The 17,742-nt window shown below is 66.1% G+C and carries 16 protein-coding genes and 1 pseudogene; 11 read left to right on the plus strand and 6 right to left on the minus strand.

Annotation, left to right across the window (positions count from 1 at the left end; translation table 11 throughout):
• Positions 1-188: 188 nt before the first annotated feature.
• Together ABZU75_RS22390 and ABZU75_RS22395 are read left to right on the plus strand one after the other, a co-directional pair.
• The gene (locus ABZU75_RS22390) at positions 189-839 is read left to right on the plus strand and encodes a lysophospholipid acyltransferase family protein (protein WP_355557303.1); all 651 of its coding nucleotides are present in this window, start codon (positions 189-191) and stop codon (positions 837-839) included.
• Between the two features lie 72 nt (positions 840-911).
• A complete protein-coding gene (locus tag ABZU75_RS22395; protein ID WP_355557306.1) occupies positions 912-2,543 on the plus strand; it encodes a penicillin-binding transpeptidase domain-containing protein in 1,632 nt (543 codons plus the stop codon).
• A 65-nt stretch (positions 2,544-2,608) separates the two neighbouring features.
• Here ABZU75_RS22395 and ABZU75_RS22400 read toward each other — a convergent pair whose 3' ends face one another.
• On the minus strand, positions 2,609-2,899 hold the full coding sequence (locus ABZU75_RS22400) for a DUF3040 domain-containing protein (RefSeq protein WP_350923712.1): 291 nt from the start codon (positions 2,897-2,899) through the stop codon (positions 2,609-2,611).
• A gap of 846 nt (positions 2,900-3,745) precedes the next feature.
• Between ABZU75_RS22400 and ABZU75_RS22405 the strand changes: the two genes are divergently transcribed.
• A complete protein-coding gene (locus ABZU75_RS22405; protein WP_355557310.1) occupies positions 3,746-6,958 on the plus strand; it encodes a PDZ domain-containing protein in 3,213 nt (1,070 codons plus the stop codon).
• A gap of 304 nt (positions 6,959-7,262) precedes the next feature.
• Here ABZU75_RS22405 and ABZU75_RS22410 read toward each other — a convergent pair whose 3' ends face one another.
• Positions 7,263-7,658, minus strand: coding sequence for a VOC family protein (locus ABZU75_RS22410; protein WP_350923703.1), 396 nt, complete (start codon positions 7,656-7,658; stop codon positions 7,263-7,265).
• A gap of 467 nt (positions 7,659-8,125) precedes the next feature.
• On the opposite strand from ABZU75_RS22410, the gene ABZU75_RS22415 reads away from it, so the two are divergent.
• Positions 8,126-8,251 carry a hypothetical protein gene (locus ABZU75_RS22415; protein WP_355557314.1) on the plus strand — a complete coding sequence of 42 codons (126 nt, stop codon included), beginning with the start codon at positions 8,126-8,128 and terminating at the stop codon, positions 8,249-8,251.
• A gap of 304 nt (positions 8,252-8,555) precedes the next feature.
• Here ABZU75_RS22415 and ABZU75_RS22420 read toward each other — a convergent pair whose 3' ends face one another.
• A complete protein-coding gene (locus tag ABZU75_RS22420) occupies positions 8,556-9,059 on the minus strand; it encodes a hypothetical protein (protein ID WP_355557316.1) in 504 nt (167 codons plus the stop codon).
• Positions 9,060-9,159: 100 nt separating this feature from the next.
• On the opposite strand from ABZU75_RS22420, the gene ABZU75_RS22425 reads away from it, so the two are divergent.
• Positions 9,160-9,600, plus strand: coding sequence for a DUF6461 domain-containing protein (locus ABZU75_RS22425; RefSeq protein WP_355557318.1), 441 nt, complete (start codon positions 9,160-9,162; stop codon positions 9,598-9,600).
• Positions 9,601-10,433: 833 nt separating this feature from the next.
• A complete protein-coding gene (locus ABZU75_RS22430; RefSeq protein WP_355557321.1) occupies positions 10,434-11,888 on the plus strand; it encodes a hypothetical protein in 1,455 nt (484 codons plus the stop codon).
• Between the two features lie 408 nt (positions 11,889-12,296).
• Here the strand turns inward: ABZU75_RS22430 and ABZU75_RS22435 are convergent, their stop codons facing one another.
• A complete protein-coding gene (locus ABZU75_RS22435; protein WP_355557416.1) occupies positions 12,297-12,707 on the minus strand; it encodes a Rid family hydrolase in 411 nt (136 codons plus the stop codon).
• A gap of 589 nt (positions 12,708-13,296) precedes the next feature.
• On the opposite strand from ABZU75_RS22435, the gene ABZU75_RS22440 reads away from it, so the two are divergent.
• Complete coding sequence (locus tag ABZU75_RS22440) at positions 13,297-13,809, plus strand: DUF6461 domain-containing protein (RefSeq protein WP_355557324.1); 513 nt, start codon at positions 13,297-13,299, stop codon at positions 13,807-13,809.
• A 616-nt stretch (positions 13,810-14,425) separates the two neighbouring features.
• Here ABZU75_RS22440 and ABZU75_RS22445 read toward each other — a convergent pair.
• Complete coding sequence (locus ABZU75_RS22445) at positions 14,426-14,617, minus strand: hypothetical protein (protein WP_355557327.1); 192 nt, start codon at positions 14,615-14,617, stop codon at positions 14,426-14,428.
• A pseudogene (locus tag ABZU75_RS22450) lies at positions 14,591-14,704 on the minus strand (ISAs1 family transposase); the annotation flags it as partial. The gene ABZU75_RS22445 and the pseudogene ABZU75_RS22450, both read right to left, overlap by 27 nt.
• A gap of 774 nt (positions 14,705-15,478) precedes the next feature.
• On the opposite strand from ABZU75_RS22450, the gene ABZU75_RS22455 reads away from it, so the two are divergent.
• The 4 genes from ABZU75_RS22455 to ABZU75_RS22470 are packed head-to-tail and all read left to right on the plus strand — an operon-like array spanning position 15,479 to position 17,676.
• On the plus strand, positions 15,479-15,640 hold the full coding sequence (locus tag ABZU75_RS22455; protein ID WP_355557330.1) for a hypothetical protein: 162 nt from the start codon (positions 15,479-15,481) through the stop codon (positions 15,638-15,640).
• Between the two features lie 25 nt (positions 15,641-15,665).
• The gene (locus ABZU75_RS22460; protein WP_355557419.1) at positions 15,666-16,229 is read left to right on the plus strand and encodes a plastocyanin/azurin family copper-binding protein; all 564 of its coding nucleotides are present in this window, start codon (positions 15,666-15,668) and stop codon (positions 16,227-16,229) included.
• Complete coding sequence (locus ABZU75_RS22465) at positions 16,226-17,194, plus strand: metallophosphoesterase (protein ID WP_355557333.1); 969 nt, start codon at positions 16,226-16,228, stop codon at positions 17,192-17,194. The genes ABZU75_RS22460 and ABZU75_RS22465 overlap by 4 nt, the downstream gene beginning before the upstream one ends.
• Positions 17,191-17,676 (plus strand): hypothetical protein, encoded by a 486-nt coding sequence (locus tag ABZU75_RS22470; RefSeq protein ID WP_355557336.1) that lies wholly within the window; start codon positions 17,191-17,193, stop codon positions 17,674-17,676. Before ABZU75_RS22465 ends, ABZU75_RS22470 begins: the two co-directional genes overlap by 4 nt.
• Positions 17,677-17,742: the final 66 nt, after the last annotated feature.

Raw genomic sequence — 17,742 nt, forward strand, 5'->3', positions numbered from 1 at the left:
CCCCAGGCTCGCGGGACGCTTCTTTTTCACCGGGCCCGACCGGAGGATTTCGTCGGGCTCGCCCCGGAAAAGAGCCACGCTGTTGGAGGAGGGCCACAAACCCGGCGGCTCCGCTTGTGCGGGTGCGTACAACCGTCGGCCGTCGGGCCACCACCTAGTGTGGTGAACCCGTCTCATGAGGAGAGTCCGTGCTCTATCGCCTGACCAAGACCGTCAGCGCTCCGATCCTGCATCTGCTCTGGCCGACCACGGTCACCGGGCATGAGCACGTTCCCGTCACGGGTCCGGCCATCATGGCCTCCAACCATCTGTCGATCCTCGACTCGACCTTCCTGCCGCTGGTGCTCAAGCGCCAGGTACGCTTCGTCGCCAAGGCCGAGTACTTCACCGGTAACCCCGTCACCGCGATGTGGATGCGCGCCACCGGCCAGATCAGCATCGACCGGCAGAGCCCCACCTCGGCCCAGGACATGCTCGACGCGGCGGCGAAGGTGCTCGGCGACGGCGAGCTGTTCGGCATCTACCCCGAGGGCACCCGCTCTCCCGACGGCCGCCTCTACCGGGGCAAGGTCGGTGTCTCCTGGCTGGCCCTGGCCACCGGCGCGCCGGTGGTCCCGGTGGCGATGGGGGGCACCGACAAGGTGCTGCCGATCGGTGCCGCGAGGCCCAGGCCGGGCCGGGTGAGCGTCCGCATCGGCAAGCCGATGACCTTCACCGGTTCCGAGACGAGCGCGCGCGACCGGCGTAGGGTGACCGACGAGATCATGGCCGCGATCCAGGAGCTGTCCGGGCAGGAGTACGTGACGAGCTACGCGCCCAGCCGTACACAGGACAAATGATCATTTATCGAAATATCTCGCGCAGGTCACGCTAGGCTGCGGCGCTGGGGCACCGAGAGCTGGGGGGATCACGTGGCACGGGGTAGAACTATCGCGATCACATCGGCGGCCGTCGTGCTGGTGGCGGGGGCCGCCGGCGGCGGCGCCTGGTGGTACCTGCACACCAGGGGCACGCCCGAGGAGACCGCACAGCGATTCGTCGGCGCCTGGCAGAGCGGCGACCTGGCGGGCATGCGCGCCGAGCTGGGATCGCCGGACCCGACGTTCGCCACGACGTACGACAACATGCGCAAGGCCCTGGCCGTGGAGAACACCGTCGTACGGCTCGACGGGGTGCGCGAGACCGGGGACGGCACCGGCCAGGCCTCCTACACCGCGACGCTGAAGCTGAAGGACGTCGGTGAGTGGAGTTACTCCGGCAGCGTCGACCTGGCGGTCGTCGACCGGCACTGGCGGGTCAGGTGGTCGCCCAGTGCCGTCCACCCCGACCTGACCGCGACCACCGCCTTCGCGCTGAGAACGAAGTGGCCGGAGCGTGCCGCGATCACCTCCGCCGACGGCGCCCGCATCGACGGCGCCGACGTGGGCGGCTCGGTGCAGCAGCTCGTCGGCTACCTGGAGAAGGCCACGGCGAAGAGCGTCGCGAAACTGGGGGTCCCCTACAAGGTCGGCGACGCGGTCGGCGCGAGCGGGTTGCAGAGCACCTTCCAGAAGCGCCTGGCCGGCACCCCCGACACCGAGGTCGAACTCGTCGGCGCGGACAAGAAGACCGTCAAGACGCTCGGCAAGATCGAGGGTGAGGCCGGCCAGAACCTGGAGACCAGCTTGGACATGCGGGTCCAGCGAGCCGCGGTCGAGGCGGTCCGCGACCTGAAGAAGACCACCGCACTGGTCGCGATCAAACCCTCGACAGGCGAGATCCTCTCGGTGGTGAACAACGAGGGCGGCTTCAACCGGGCACTGGACGGCAACTATCCCCCCGGCTCGACCTTCAAGGCGGTCACCGCCGTGGGGCTGCTGGCCGAGGGGATGAACCCAGGCGATCGGGTCACCTGCCCCAAGGACGTCAAGGTAGGCGGCCTGCCGATCCGTAACTCCCACCACGCCGCCTACGGTTCGGTGTCGCTGTCCGACTCCTTCGCCCACTCCTGCAACACCACCTTCGCGCCCCTGGCCAAGGAGCGGCTGGGCGCCGACAAGCTGCTGAGCACCGCGGAGCTGTTCGGTTTCAACAAGCAGCTCAGCATCGGCGTCCCGGCCGCCAAAGGCAGCTTCCCCAGGGCCCAGAGCGACGCGGAGCTGGCCGCGGAGTCCTTCGGGCAGGGCCGGATCACCGCCAGCCCGCTGATGATGGCCTCGGTGGCCGCCGCGCTGGCCGACGGCACCTGGCGCCCGCCGACCCTGGTCCCCTCGATCAAGCAGAAGGCGGAGCCTCAGGCGCTCCCCGAGGCCGTCATGCCCGGCATGCACCAGATGATGTCCGCGGTGGTCACCAAGGGAACGGCCAAGGACGCGGGCCTGCCCCGGGGCACCCGGGGCAAGACCGGGACCGCCGAGTACGGCGCGCAGGGCGACCTGAAGACCCATGCCTGGTTCATCGGCTTCCGCGGCGACCTGGCCTTCGCAGTGATCGTCGAGGAGGGCTCCGGCGGCGGGGCGGTCGCCGCCCCGGTGGCCGCCGACTTCCTGCGCGCCCTCGGCTGACGGACGGCCGCGATCGCGGCGACGGTCACGGAGGCCCGCAGAGGGGCCGCCGGCGACGGCTGTTGTCACAGCGGGAACGCAGCGGCCGCCTCGTGGCGCAGAACCATGATGAGAAGCGTGGCGATCAGCGTCGCGATCAGCAGCCAGCTGAACATGATGATGACCGTCGAACGGCGCAGGCGCCTGGCAGAACGCCCCCGGCCCTTCTTGGCGCCGCGTTTGCGGCCACCGCCACCCTCCTTGCGCTGGACACGCTCGTTGAACGACTCCAGCCGCGCGGCTAGCCGCGGATCCTCATCGACGAGATGGCGCTCGATCTGCAGCAGCATGCGCTCCTCGTCTTGTGACCAGGCCATGCATCACCTCCCCGGAACGCAAGCCATGTGCCGACGTTCTGCCCAATCGTGAAGATCATTATCCGTTCCGAGGGCTGCGATTTACCTCTTCTTTTCGCAGGCGCAATCCAAGCACGCGATCATGCCCTCCCCCGGGGCCGGAAGGGCCGCGGCTCAGGTGTCGGGCGATTCCCAGCCTTCTCCGCGATCTCGACATTCCCGCGGCCCGGATCGCCGCCATCGGCCGCCCCGGGAACAACGCCTCCCGCACGACGTCGGCAGAGCGTCAGGCCGGCCTGGCGGAATGCCGGTGGCACGCTCACACCGGAGAACCTCGAAGGCGTCCTCACACTCCTGGCCGCCGCCGTCCGCCACGACGAGCCCGGCGTGCGCGACACCGGCGTGGCGGTTACGAGGACGAGCGCCCTCGCCGGATCCCCCGGCGGCGAGGACCGCACATGATTCGACGCACCGACCGGCACCGACTGGCACCGCCCTCGACCACGCACCGCATCCGTAACCGCACAGATTGTGGGTGGTTGATGCCCGTAAAGGGTATTAAACCCCTCTGAGTGCCTAATCAAGGGCGTCGTCCATCAAGCACAACGGGGGAAACGATGACGGACACCAAGAACACCAAGGACAGTAAGAACAAGGCGGCGAAGAGCTCGGGTAAGAGCAAGAAGGCCGCCATAAAAGCGACACGCTCCGCCAAACAGGCGAAGAAAGAGGCCGGACAGCCCGAAACCAGGTTGCCCGAGACGGGGTCCGCCCACCCGGGTGGACGAGCCTCCTAGCCACCGAGGACGTGAAATCATGATCGGGCGACCGGCATGAAACCCGGTCGCCCGATCATGGAGTGACACGATGCCCGCCTACTTTCGTTTTCCGACGATCTTCGGCAACATGGTGGTCTTCGCCGCCGAAGACGACCTGTGGATGGTCACCGCCGGCGGCGGGCGGGCCTTCCGGCTGACCGCCGGGGTGGCCGAGGCGGGATACCCGCGTTTCTCCCCCGGTGGCGACCGGCTCGCCTTCGTCGGCCGCGAGGAGGGGCCCGAAGAGGTCTACGTGATGCCCGCCGACGGTGGCGCGGCCCGGCGGGTGACCTACCACGGCGCCCGGTCCAGCGTCACCGGCTGGGATCCCGGCGGCGGCATCGTCTACGCCAGCGACCAGGGCCAGCCCTTCGACGGCCGCAACCGGCTGCACCGGGTGGAACCGGATGGGATGCCCGAGCTCCTGCCGTACGGCCCGGCCAACACCATCTCCTACGGCCCGCGGATCGTGCTCGGCCGCAACACCGCCGACCCCGCCCGGTGGAAGCGCTACCGAGGCGGCACCGTGGGCGATCTGTGGATCGAGACCGGCGACGACGGGCGGTTCCGGCGGCTCACCGCGCTTCCCGGCAATCTCGCCTCGCCCTGCTGGGTCGGGGACCGGGTCTACTTCATCTCCGACCACGAGGGCGTGGGCAACGTCTACTCCTGCGACGCGAACGGCGGCGACCTGCGCAGGCACTCCGACCACGCCGACTACTACGCCCGCAACCTGTCGGGCGACGGCCACCGGCTGGTCTACCACGCCGGGGCCGAGCTCTACCTGGTGGAGGACGGCGAGTCACGCCCCATCGAGGTACGGCTGCGCAGCTCGCGTACCCAGCTCAACCGCCGCTTCGCCTCGGCCGAGAACTTCCTGGACAGCGCCACGCTCAACCCCGACGGCAGTGGCCTGGCCATCACCACCCGGGGCAAGGCGTTCTCCTTCGCCGCCTGGGAGGGTCCGGTACGCCAGCACGGGGCGCTGTACGGGGTGCGCTACCGGCTGCTGAACTGGCTCAACGACGGTGAGCGGCTCATGGCGGCGGCCAGCGACGAGGGCGACCGCGAGGTGCTGGTGGTGCTCACCGCCGACGGCTCCGCCGACCCCGTCAGGCTCGACCACCTCGAGGTCGGCCGCGCCACCGCGCTGGAGGTCTCCCCCACGGCCGACCTGGTCGCGGTGGCCAACCATCGCAACGAGCTGATCCTGGTCGACCTCACACCGGAGAAGTCCCCCAGAACCTCCAGGCGGAAAAAGGGTCTGGCACGGGGCAGGACCGTCGACTCCAGCGTGTTCGGCGCGATCGAGGACCTGGCCTGGTCCCCCGACGGCCGCTGGCTCGCGTACGCCTGCCGGGACACCGCGCAGACGACGGCGGTGAAACTGTGCCGGGTCGAAACAGGCGAGACCTTCTTCGCCACCCGGCCGGTGCTGCGGGACGCCCATCCCGCCTTTGACCCGGGCGGCGACTACCTCTACTTCATCGGCCGGCGTGTCTTCAATCCCGTCTACGACGAGCTCCACTTCGATCTGGGCTTCCCGCTGGGCTCCCGTCCCTACGCGATCGCGCTCCGCACCGACGTCACGTCTCCCTTCGTCCCCAAGCCCCGGCCTCTCACGGACGACGACGGCGACGACGAGAACGAGGACGAGGAGGTGCCCGAGGTGGTCATCGATCTCGACGGCATCGAGAACCGGATCGTCGGCTTTCCCGTCCCCGAGGGCCGCTACGAGGGCATCGCCGGTATCAAGGGCAAGGCCGTCTACCTGACCTTCCCCGTCGAGGGCAGCCTCGGTGACGACTACGCCGACTCCTCCGAAGGCACCCTGCACGTCTACGACTTCGCCAAGCAGAAGCAGGAGACCATGGTCGGGGACGTGTCGGAGTTCCGGCTCGGCCGTGACCAGAGCACGTTGCTCTACCAGGCGGGCAGGCGGCTGCGGGTGGTCAAGGCGGGCGAGGAGCCTGAGAGCGACGAGACACCGGGCCGGACGAGCGGATGGGTGGACCTGTCCCGGGTCAAGGTGTCCATCCGCCCCGAGGCCGAGTGGCGGCAGATGTTCAGGGAGGCCTGGCGGCTGCAGCGGGAGAACTTCTGGACCGAGGACATGGCCGGGCTCGACTGGGACGGCGTCTACCTGCGCTACCTGCCGCTGGTCGACCGGGTCACCACCCGAGGGGAGTTCTCCGACCTGCTGTGGGAGCTCCTCGGCGAGCTGGGCACCTCGCACGCCTACGAGAGCGGCGGCGCCTACCGGCCCCGGCCGCACTACCGGCAGGGCAAGCTGGGCGTCGACTGGGCCTTCGAGGACGGCGTCCACCGGATCGCGAAGATCGTCGGTGGTGACCGGTGGGACCCCGAGGCGACCTCGCCGCTCAACCGCCTCGGAGTGGACGTACAGCCGGGTGACGTGGTGCTGGCCGTCAACGGCCAGCCCGTCGGCGCCGAGGTCAGCCCCGACGAGCTGCTGGTCAACCAGGCCGATCAGGAGGTCCAGCTCACCATCCAGCGCGGGGACGAAAGGCGGACCGTCACCGTCAAGGCCGTCGACGACGAGCGGCCTGGCCGCTACCGCGACTGGGTGGAGGCCAACCGAGCCCGCTGCCACGAGCTCAGCGACGGCCGGATCGGCTACCTGCACATCCCCGACATGGGCCCGGAGGGCTACGCCGAGTTCCACCGCGGCTTCCTGACCGAGTACGACCGAGAGGCGCTCGTGGTGGACGTCCGCTTCAACGGCGGCGGCCACGTGTCGGCGCTGCTGCTGGAGAAGCTGGCCCGGCGCCGCCGGGGTTACAACTTCCCCCGCTGGGGCGTGCCCGAGCCCTACCCCGAGGAGTCACCACGCGGCCCGATGGTGGCGATCGCCAACGAGTGGGCGGGCTCCGACGGTGACATCTTCAGCCACACCTTCAAGCTGCTCGGCCTGGGCCCGCTGATCGGCAAGCGCACCTGGGGCGGGGTGATCGGCATCTGGCCCCGGCATCACCTGGCCGACGGGACGGTCACCACCCAGCCGGAGTTCTCCTTCGCATTCGACGACGTGGGCTGGCGGGTGGAGAACTACGGCACCGATCCCGACATCGAGGTCGACATCACTCCGCAGGACTACGCGGCGGGCGTGGACACCCAGCTGGACCGGGCGATCGAGGTCGCTCTGGAGCGCCTGGTCCTGCAGCCGCCGCACACCCCCAACCCGGCGGCCCGCCCCCGGCTCGTGGTGCCGCGCCTGCCACCCCGCCGGCGTTCCCGCTGACCGCGAGCCGGCCCGGGCTCGGGCACTGCCAGGCCGCCCAACAAATCGATTGTTCTCCCGGAGGCCGTCTGCTGTCCTGCTGAGGACGGTCGATCGATCAAGGAGACGAAAAGGGGCGACCCGGTCATCGTGCTCGACCGGGGCCGCGTCACCGGCCACGTCACCGGCCGCAGCCCGCTCGGCGAGCTGCTGGAGAGCTGTCCGGAGACGCGGTGGTTGTGCAGCGAGGAACTCGCCGCCGAAGCCGTGGCGGATCCCGCGTCACGGGCACGCGGGATCCGCCACGGCGGGCCGGGTGGAGGAATCAGGCGAGGTTCAGCTGCCAGGAGACGCCGAAGCGGTCGTTGGTCCAGCCGAAGCGCTTGCTGAAGCCGTAGGAGCCGAGCGGCATCAGCGGCTCGCCGTTCTCCGACAGCGCCGCGTACAGGCGCTCGATCTCCGCCTCCGACTCGCACTGCACGTACAGCGAGACCGACGGGGTGAAGGTGAACGCGTGCGACACGTAGCTGTCGATGGCCATGTACTCCTGTCCCGCCAGCGTGAACGTGGCGTGCTGCACACTGCCCTCCGCGCCGGGCCCCTCGGGGCCGTAGCGGGCAATGGCCAGGATCTCCGCGTCGTCAAACAGCGACATGTAGAACGTCACCGCTTCTTCTGCCGCGCCCTCGAACATCAAGAAAGTAGTGATTTTTTGTGACATCGGGTGGACTCCTAGCGAGGTGCGTTAAAGGTGATGATGTTCCTGGCGATGGGAACGGCCTGCTCGTCAGCGGCCCCGACTCCGGATCGCCAGGAACGTCGACGTGCGCACGTGAAGACTATTTCAGTTTCACCTTATATAAGTCAAACTCGATATAGTGGCGGGATCGCCACCCGGAGGCGGGCAGCTGACGAGACGTCGGCGTGGAAACCGGATCCGCCTTCCACCTGGGCACCTCCGGGCCGGTGAGCACTCCGGGCGAGGTTCATCTGTTTCCCGCCCCGCGCCCTGGAGCACCCACAGCGCGTCACTCCGACGATCCGGGCTGCTGGAAGCCTGCCGTAGTGCTACGGCCACCGGCCCCGACCGTTTCACGGCCCCTTTGGGGTGCTTCGCATCGGCGCCGGCCGCTCCGCTCTCCGAGGATGCTACCTCTGCGGCCAACCGCGCTCGGAACGTTCACGGTCATGCTTCAGAGCAAGGCGTACGGCGAAGTAGATGACCAGGAACTGGACGAGAGCGCCAAGCAGCATGAAGAGCACGCTCACGCCCGTGGCGCCAAAATTCATGATCTCTCCCTCATCGCCGTGTGATCAGCCTGCCCGCCCTGGCCCCCGCTGTCCACCGTCGATCCCACGACAGGCGCTGTCTTCAAGCCAGTGATGCGGCGCCGAAGCCGGCACCACCCTCATGCGGGCTGATCTCCGTACGGGGTCGGGAGCGATCGACGAGCCATGCTTCATTCCCCAGCACGGCTTACCAGGTAGCAGGACCGCGCCGACGCATCCCAAGCGTGCCCGTCAGGAGGGCCACCATGGGGAATCACGGGCAAGGTGAAACCGCCCCCGACCTGGAACGCGGCAGCCCGAGGGGCGAGTGCCGAGATCTTCAAAGGACTCAGGCGTCACTGGATGTCGAAGCTGGAGAAAGTTCACGCCGAAGAGGACGTCCGGTGATTCCGAGATCTCGCCTCGCAGATTCCATTACGAGATATCGGGCCTGCCGCTTCGCACTTGGATCAGTAATGCGATCAGGGCTTCTCAGGCTGACATGCAGAGCGTACGTGTAGTCATGTGCGCTCTGAGCCAATTCAGGCGAACAGACGAGTTCAACATTTTTCTTGGCCAGCCACAACTGATGGAGGCTTTCCTTCGAGTCCGCCTCACCTGGTGAATCCTTAGATTCAGCGTGTTCGTCCAGGGCCATCTCGATCCGCTGAGCCACATCGAGAAAAGAAAGGATGGCGGCTTTCCGTTCAGTACGCATAACGACAAGCCGGTCGTGTTCCAGACGCTTCCTATCAACACGTGTGGCCAGGTGCTGACCTAGGAGAGTTCCGCCTGTCCCCAGTAACACGCCGAGCAGGGGCAGAACAGTTGTACTGAGCGTCTCCCAATTCATACACCGAATGATCCAGGAGCGATGGTGTCTTGTATAGAGCGGGATATCGCCCCCTTCCCTATGCCTCGATCCCATTGCCACACGAGTACTACTCTCACGATTGCCCGACCATGGCCGGATCGGCGCCGCCCCCGGTGACATCTCCCGCGAATGGGGCATCGCCGCCTACGCGGCAGACGGAGGAGCGGTCCTGATCGACTACCACTGCCAGGATCTCCCGGAGGCGCTCTCCCATGAGACGCAGACGGCGAGGCTCATCACCGGCATCACCATGGACGAGCACTTCGTCTACTCGGTCGACGAGGTGGTGACCACACGGTTCGAGCCGTTCTTTCCCAGCGAGCGGAACGGCAGCGATCCGGACCGTCTGCTGGCCCATATGCGGGATCTGGGCATGCCGTTGGACGGGGAGGAGTTCACCGACACACGGGTCTCCACCGCTCTCGCCATCGCCCTGGCCGCACGGGCCACCGGGGTCACCTTCACACCGACTCACTACGCGGCGGCGCCCATCGTCGGATCCATTGACTGCCCGGACTGATCGAGGATGAGCTGCCCGTTGCATTTCCCGTTGCAGTCCCAGGACGTTCCAAGCGGTTCAGGATGGACCCGCCCACACCCACTGACCTGCATTGAACTGTCCGGAACAGCACAAGATCGATCTTTTAATCCGTAGGTTCTGGGTTCGAGTCCCAGGCGCCCTGTCACTCCTGACCAGGAATTAAGGCCCTGAGCTGGGTCTTTGCTCCTGCCGGTCTTCCCCGGCACATGCGGCCGGATGCAATTCCGGGCCACCGTTCACGGAACACACGTGGAACGGAACCAGCGGCGTTTTCCCCGTGGCATCGGGAATTTCGGAAGCACGCGAAATGATTTCGGAGAGCCCGGAGCCGGCACGACGAAGGACCCCGAGGGATGCCCGGGGTCCTTCGTGTCGCACTGCCAGGGGCCACGTCGACAGCGCTTCCACGATCCGTTTGTCTGCCATCTTGTGTTGCCCGCCGACGCACCGGGCGTAGACCCTGAGCAGCACATCCACCTCGTGCCCGACCCGCTCGGCGGCCTCCGGCGCATGCACCCTGGCGTTCAGGCAGAGCAAGACCACCGCGTGCCGCGGGTCGTACAGCTACCACGTCGGCGGTGAGGCTACCTGTTCAGGAGTGATGGCGCAGATGTTGGAGCATAGGCTCGGCGCTCTGCACCGCCTCACAGTCCTGCGTCCACTCAGCGGCCGGGCATGCGGCCTGGAGGGTCGGTCCCGGCAGCCGGCGGCTCGGGCCGCACCAATGCACGGCATCGGTCCGAATCACGACTCCTTAGGTATCCCTGACCTTCTTCCACACATCCTCATTCGGCACCGCATACCATTTCCCCATGATTGAGGCGATCTTGAGCATTCCTATGGCTTTTGCGCTCGGCTCCATAGGATTCGCGGCACGATCAGCCCCGGACGGTCGCCACACCCGCGTACAGCTGCTCCATCTGGTCTATGGATCGATTCTGTCGATGATCGGCATTATGGTGATGGCGCTCACCGCATGGTCCACACACGAAGACCAGCACTATGACGACTTCGGATCGGCATTGACGACCCTGGCAGCCCTGATGGGCGGGGCACTGTTTCTCTTCGGCTTGGGCCCGCTCACCTCATGGCTTCTGGGAATCCTCGGGCGACGCGCCGTACACCTGCCTCTGCCGATGCGCCTGGCGGCCCACGACGTGGCCGACAATCGGGCTAGAACGGCTCCCGCGGTCGCGGCAACGATGGTCGCGACGGCCCTCGCAATCGCGGTAATGATCATCGCTGTCGCCGCAACAGCACAGAACAGGGCGGAATATTATCCACAGGTCCGGTCCGGCGCCCTCCTGGTGCAGTGGTTCTCAGCGGAAGAAGCAGCTGCCGTACGTGCGGCCATCCAACAGGAGTTACCCGGAGTGCCCATTACGCAGGCCGATCGCCAGCGCGAGAACGGGCATTTCGGCCTGGACATCGAGAACGTAGAGTTTCCGGACCTGGAGAGCGTTGCTCCGGCCGGCATCATCGGCGACCACGCGCTGCTCCGTTATCTCACTGGAGACCCGTCGACGCCCTACGACGAGAACACAGCAGTAGTGGTCACGGCCGACGACGTGGAAGTCGAAAAGGTGTCGATTCACTACGACTTCGACTTCGCCAGGAATGACGAGTCACTGTTGACCAAGAGCATTCCTGTAATCGTCGTCAAGCCCGCCGACCCTCACATGGAGGAGCTCTTCCTCCCAGCGAAGATCATGCGAGATCTCGGCTATCACTTGGAGCCCGATAAAATGATCATCGACCCCTCCATTCATCGAACCTCCATGATCGAACAGGAGCGGCTCGACCGTCGGCTGGGTGACACCGCAACCACGTACGTCGAGCGAGGGTTCCAGGCTTCGACCGGCTGGTGGGTCTTCGTTGTGGCAGCGGTTGTCGTCGCCCTCGGCAGCGCATTGGCCGCGACCGGCCAGGTCGGCGACTCCCGATCGAGACGTGTGCTTCTACGGGTCGGCGGCGACTCGACCGCGCCTCTGCGATCACTCGCCGCCTGCCGTGCGGGACTCAGCGCGGCCTGCGGTACGGCGATGGGCGCAGCCGCCGGGTGCACGATCGGCCTGCTCCTCGTATGGCCGATGACGGCCTCGGTCGAATGGGATCCGATGCCACGGGTGGCCTTCGATACCCCGTGGTCGCTGATCGCCGCTCTGGTCGTCGGTCTGCCCGTTCTCGCGGCGGTTATCGCCGGTCTTGCCTCACCCGGTATGACCGCCCGGGTAGTGCCGGCGGACGAGACTCGGGTGTCGCGGTAGAGCATTGCGCACCTACCGCACCAACGATCACCTCCACTCGGCTGATGACCGCTTCTGCGTACCCGTCGGGACGGGGGGACAGCAGGAAACCATGGGGACTCATAGGCCTCCAGCAATCCCGGCGCGGTTCAGTTTGCCGTGGTCGGGGGCGATCGGTGCGCTGGGTTCGTTCCTCACCCCGGCTCACCGAGGAACACGGCTGGCCTATCGCCGCAATGCTCGTATCACCAACACAGCGAGAATCAGCAGCTCAAACCAGCCCAGCCCGAACATGCATGCGCCTTTCGCACTCACCGAACCCGGACAGCATCCCCGTTCAGAGCGCTAGCCGGCACCCGGCGGGAGAGGCGCGTGCGTTCGCACAGGTCTCTTAGCCGTGTCCGTTTGCGCCAGGTGGACGCTTACCGCTCAGGAATCAAGTACGGCGGCGATGGCTTCGATCTCAACGAGCTGGTCGTCGTAACCAAGCACGGTGACTCCCATCAAGGTGCTCGGTACGTCATGCTCACCGAACGAGTCCCGGACTACCTCCCAGGCAGCCACCAAATCCTCTTGCCGGGTGGATGCGACGAGAACCCTTGTGCTGATGACGTCCTGCAATGATGCGCCAGAGGCAGTGAGAGCCGCCTGCATGTTCTCAATGGCTTTCGCTGCTTGGCCCGCGTAGTCCCCAATCGCTGCCGTCGAGCCGTCCTCGTTCAGGGGACACGCTCCGGCGAGGAAGATGAGTCGTGACTCGGCAGGCGCCGTGGCTGCGTAAGCGTACTGGGCGACGTCGGACAGAGAAGCGGAGCGGATCAAAGTGATGGCGCTAGGCATGGTCATTCAGTTCCTTTCATATCGGATACAAAGCGACCATCCTGACATAGGCATTCTGACTGCCGCCTCCTATTTTCGCAGGCCAAGCCGCCCGTACCTCGCGGCCAGTTCATGGTCGCGCCGCCGCCCAGATGCGGCACGACGATCGCCACAGGGTGGCCGGTCCGTTCGTGGTCGGGGGCGATCGGAGGCCCAGGGCTTCGTTCCTCAGTCCCGGCCCGCCGAGCATCGTCAGTTGCAGTTTCAGTTGCGGTTCAGGGCCGTTCAAGACCGTCCAATCTGGACCACACATGCCCTCTGACCTGCACTGACACTGAGGTGATCTCAGCGACCTTTCACGTCAGGTGGCCGTGTTCGAAATGGGTGAGAACGAGTGCGGCTTTGACGATGTCCCCGATTTTTGCTGGGCTGGCGGTGGTGATGTGCTGGAGGGCGCGCCAGTGCTCTGTGAGCAAGACGAAGCCTCGTTCTCCCAAGCAGCGTAAGGCGCTCAGTAGCGCGTTTGTCGTCTCTCACGGTCGCGCGCGATTTCCGTCGGACCCGCATGCCAGGATTCCCATGATCTAGCCCTAGAGAGAGCAGGATTTCCGTGAGCGTCTACAGCTGGCTCGATGACACCGCGTTCTGCACAACGCTCGTCCGCGGTCTCACCCCGCACGAGGCGTTGGCCCGCCTCGGCATCGAGGTGTTCGACGGTGACGACGAGGAAGGCGAGATTGAGGAGGGTCTCATCTGTGCCCATCCGGCCGAGGGCGGCACCATCCTGAGCGAGTGGAACGGCTTCGCCGGCACGCTGGACGAGGTGCTGCGGCCCTTGTCGGCAGGAACGGTCACGGCAAGCGTCTTTGTCAACGTGAACAGCGTCGCGTCCTTCGACCACTACGCGGACGGCCGCAAGATCTTGTCCTTCGACCCGCTGATCCCCTACGACGCGGACGACGCCCCGCGAGACTACTTGGCCGACCGGATCGAGCTCGGCCTGGTCCATGGCAGGTCGGAGGGCGGGCTTGCCGCGGCGCTGCAGTTGGCCGAGCGCATCACCGGGGTACGGCCGAACACTTCCAGTCACATCGTGGCCTCCCACGGCGTCCTTGAGTACTGAGCCTTTTCAGGCCCATGTGCCGGGCGTCGTGAGCGCAGTCGGCCTGGGACAGCCCGGACTGGGAGCGCGACATCCCAGCAGCGATCTATTTCCCGGTCGACAGGCAGGGGCACGATCTTTTTCCAGGACTCGCAGTCCGTGCTCAGTGAGTGCTCACCCGCCGGTTGGCTACCAGGTTCGAGTCTGCCTGAAGCAGGCCCGTCAGCTCTCATTAGACTCCCTCATCGAGTACACGACGCTTTATTCGAAGATCCAGGCAGCATGAGTGTCGACCAGGCCGAATCCACCGAAATCAGAATACACCGATGTGTGTCCTCTGCGGGGAGGCCACACATCGTGCATTTATCCATCCAGGGAGAATGAACGCCGCAACTCGTCGAACGACTCCATGAGGTAATCTGCGTGGAACGCAGTCAATTTACTCTGAAAGACCAAGACGGCCTTCTGTACGAGCCGGCAGGATGGCCCCCTTTCTGGGAGATCGCGGCGCGTCTGCCCGAGGGCTCCTGCTTCGAGGCGGCCCTGAATTGGGCGATATTCTGGAGCACCTCTCCTTGGCATGAGGCCGGGGTCGTGCTGGAGCCATGGGACGGCCCACCCCACGGTTCCGGCGTTCTCACATTTTGAGATCGAGGATGCCGAGTGGGTTGGCGTAGTCGCCGTGTGACCAGCGTTGGCCTGCGGCGATGTTGGGGAAGCCGGCCAGGTGGAGGGCGCCGATGGCAAAGCTGCGCAGTGCGGCCATGACGGCGGGTCCGGTGCCGGTGCGGATGGTGCCGGCGTCCTCGCCGTAGGAGACGTCACGCACGTAGTGACTGGTTTCGATGGACCAGTGTGATCTGACCAGTGCGGCAAGTTGGGCTGCGGTGACCTGGTCGGCGGTCAGACTGGTGATGCCGAGTGCGGCGATCGCCGAGGTGAGTTTCCCCTCCAGGTCATAGACCTCACGGAGGAAGACGCGGCGGTTGGCACAAGCGTGTTCTCGGTCAGCACCTACGGAAGCGACCCGTTTCGATACGCATGAATTGACGGGCGAGGAAACCCAGTGGGGCGATAACCCCAGGTATTTCTCAGTAAAATATCCCCGCGAATTTCAGAGCACAGCAAAACCTGGCATTCCGCGGTTTCGGGAGATTGACGCCGGGGATACCGCAAAGGTGGGACATAACTGAGGAAATAGTTTAACTATGCATCTATCTCCGGTGATATGAGGCGATAACCCCAGGTATTTCTCAGTAAAATATCCCCGCGAATTTCAGAGCACAGCAAAACCTGGCATTCCGCGGTTTCGGGAGATTGACGCCGGGGATACCGCAAAGGTGGAACATAACTGAGGAAATAGTTTAACTATGCATCTATCTCCGGTGATATGAGTGGCAACGTCGCACATCACAGTGGTTTCACGTTGCTTCGGTCAGTTCAGGGTAAAAACGCTCTGGATCGGGTTTCAGCACGTCGGCGCAGTCGAGTCCCAGCCACGGTCGGCGCTGGTGGACGTGCCGGAGCGGCCTGTCACCTTTCCTCCCTTGATCAGGAGGAGGATCATGTACCCGGCGCAGAAGACCAACCTGGACCACCAGTTGGCCGCCGACCTCGCCTGGCATCCCGCCGGCCCCGCTAAACAGGCGGGCATCCAGGCCGGTGCCCGGGCGCCCGCGACATCCTCGCCTTGCGCGCGCACGACGGCGCGGACGCCGCCCCGCCCTGCACCACCACCGGCAAACCCGGCGACTACCGGCCGACCTATCCGGACTTCAAGGCACCGGAGTTCACCCGCTGGGGCAACGTCACCCCATTCCTGCTCCATACCGGCCACCGGTTCCGTGGGTAACCCGGCGTGCTATCTCACAGTGTCGATGCCGATTCGCGCTGATTGGATCGGCACTCCAGCCAGCGAGAGGGACATGAGTATGAGTCACGGTATTCATCCCCGCATACCGCGCCTACCGACCCTGATCGGCGCACTTGCTCTGATCGGCGCACTTGGTCTGGTCACCGCTTGCGGCGACCCGCCGCACCGCGGCCCGGCGTCCGCCGGGATCACCCCGGGCGCCGGCCAGAGCCTGCCCGGCATGCCCGGCGGCACCGGCCCGGCATCTGCCATCCCGGTGATCCCCAACACGGCCACAGCCGCCCCCACAGGCAGCGCGCCGGCCACGCCGGTGGGCCCGAACTCCGTGACGATCAAGAATTTCGCCTTCCATCCCGCTGCGCTGACCGTCAAGGCAGGCACTACGGTGACCTGGATCAACCAGGACCCTGAACCGCACACCGTGACGAGCCAGGGCCAGGGTCCGCTCCGCTCCGCCGCGCTGGCGTCCGGTGCCCGCTACCCCTACAAGTTCACCAAGCCGGGCACCTACAAGTACCTGTGCAGCATCCACCCGTTCATGACCGCCACTGTGACGGTGACCCAGTGACCGGCCCTATCGATCCGCGTGGAGCCGAGCCGACGCCGGAACACGGGATGTCTCGCCGCCAACTGCTGCGCCACGCCGGCTGGTTCGGCTCCGCCGTGGTCTTGACGGTGGCCGACGGCCAAGTGATCAGCAGCATCGCAGGCAGCCAGGACAGCGCCGCCACACAGGCCGCCACCAACTCTGGCGCGCTGCGGTTCGTGCAGATTTCCGACAGCCACATCGGCTTCACCGGCGCCGCCAACACCGACGTGAACCGAACGTTCACCGAAGCGCTCAATCAGGTCAACAGCCTGGGCTTCCAGCCCGACTTCGTCATGCACAGCGGCGACCTCACCCACCTGTCCACCCCGGGCCAGTTCGACCAGGTCAAGCAGATGTTGACCGGCCTGCGTACCGGTCGCGTCTTCACGGTGCCCGGGGAACACGACTCGATCGGCGACGCCGGACATGCGTACCGGCAGCGATTCGGCGCAAACACCCTCGGCGACGGCTGGTACAGCTTCGACACCCATGGCGTCCACTTCATCGCTCTGGTCAACACCCTGCACATGGAGCAACTCGGGCACCTTGGCGCCGACCAGATCGACTTCGTCCGCAAAGACGTCGCTGGTCTATCGGCTGACACTCCCATCGTGGTGTTCAGCCATATCCCGCTGTTCGCCATGTACCCGGCCTGGGGCTGGGGCACCGATGACGCCATCAAGGTCCTAGGCCTGCTACGCCGCTTCTCCTCTGTGACCTGCCTGAACGGCCACGTGCACCAGCTGTTCACCAAGACCGAAGGCAACGTCACCTTTCACAGCGCCACCACCACCGCCTACCCGCTGCCCAAACCGGGCATCGGGCCGGGACCCCTCCCGCAGGTGGTACCAGCCGGCCGCCTCAAGGACGCACTGGGCATCCGCACTGTCACCTACCGTAAGGGCGCAGGCGGCCTGGCCGTCACCGACCACAAGCTGGCATGAAGGCGTCCGCGGCCCTCGCCACCCGCCTGAGCACGGCCGCCGCCATCGCCGCCAGCGGCTACATCCACGCCGACCTCTACCTCAACGGCGGCTACCGGCACATCCACATCATCGGCACGGCGTTCCTGCTCCAGGCCGGCGGCGCTTTCGCCGTCACCCTACTGCTGCTCGTCAGCGACTCGGCCATCGTCAGGCTCGGCGCCGCCGCCGTGGCCCTGGGCGCGCTGGGCGGCTTCACGCTCTCCCGCACCATCGGGATTTTCGGGTTCACCGAGCACGGATTCCCCCTCCCCGCAGGCTGCGATCAGCGTGATCGTCGAAGTGGCCGCGCTGCGGCTGCTCGCGGCCCGGCAGCTGGCCATGCGCAAGCCGGCGGAGAGCCTCACGGGTGCCGAATAATCACCCATACTGGTCACGCCGCATGTCGATACTCGTGGCGCGTGCCGCCGTCGATCTTGCCACCGGATGTCAAGGGCGGGTGAACCGGTAACCCGCGCGAGTTTCTGGTACCGAATAGAGGCCACCTGCGGCCGGCTGGATCGCACCGT

It is taken from the genome of Streptosporangium sp. NPDC005286 (assembly GCF_040607515.1).
Lineage (GTDB): Bacteria > Actinomycetota > Actinomycetes > Streptosporangiales > Streptosporangiaceae > Streptosporangium.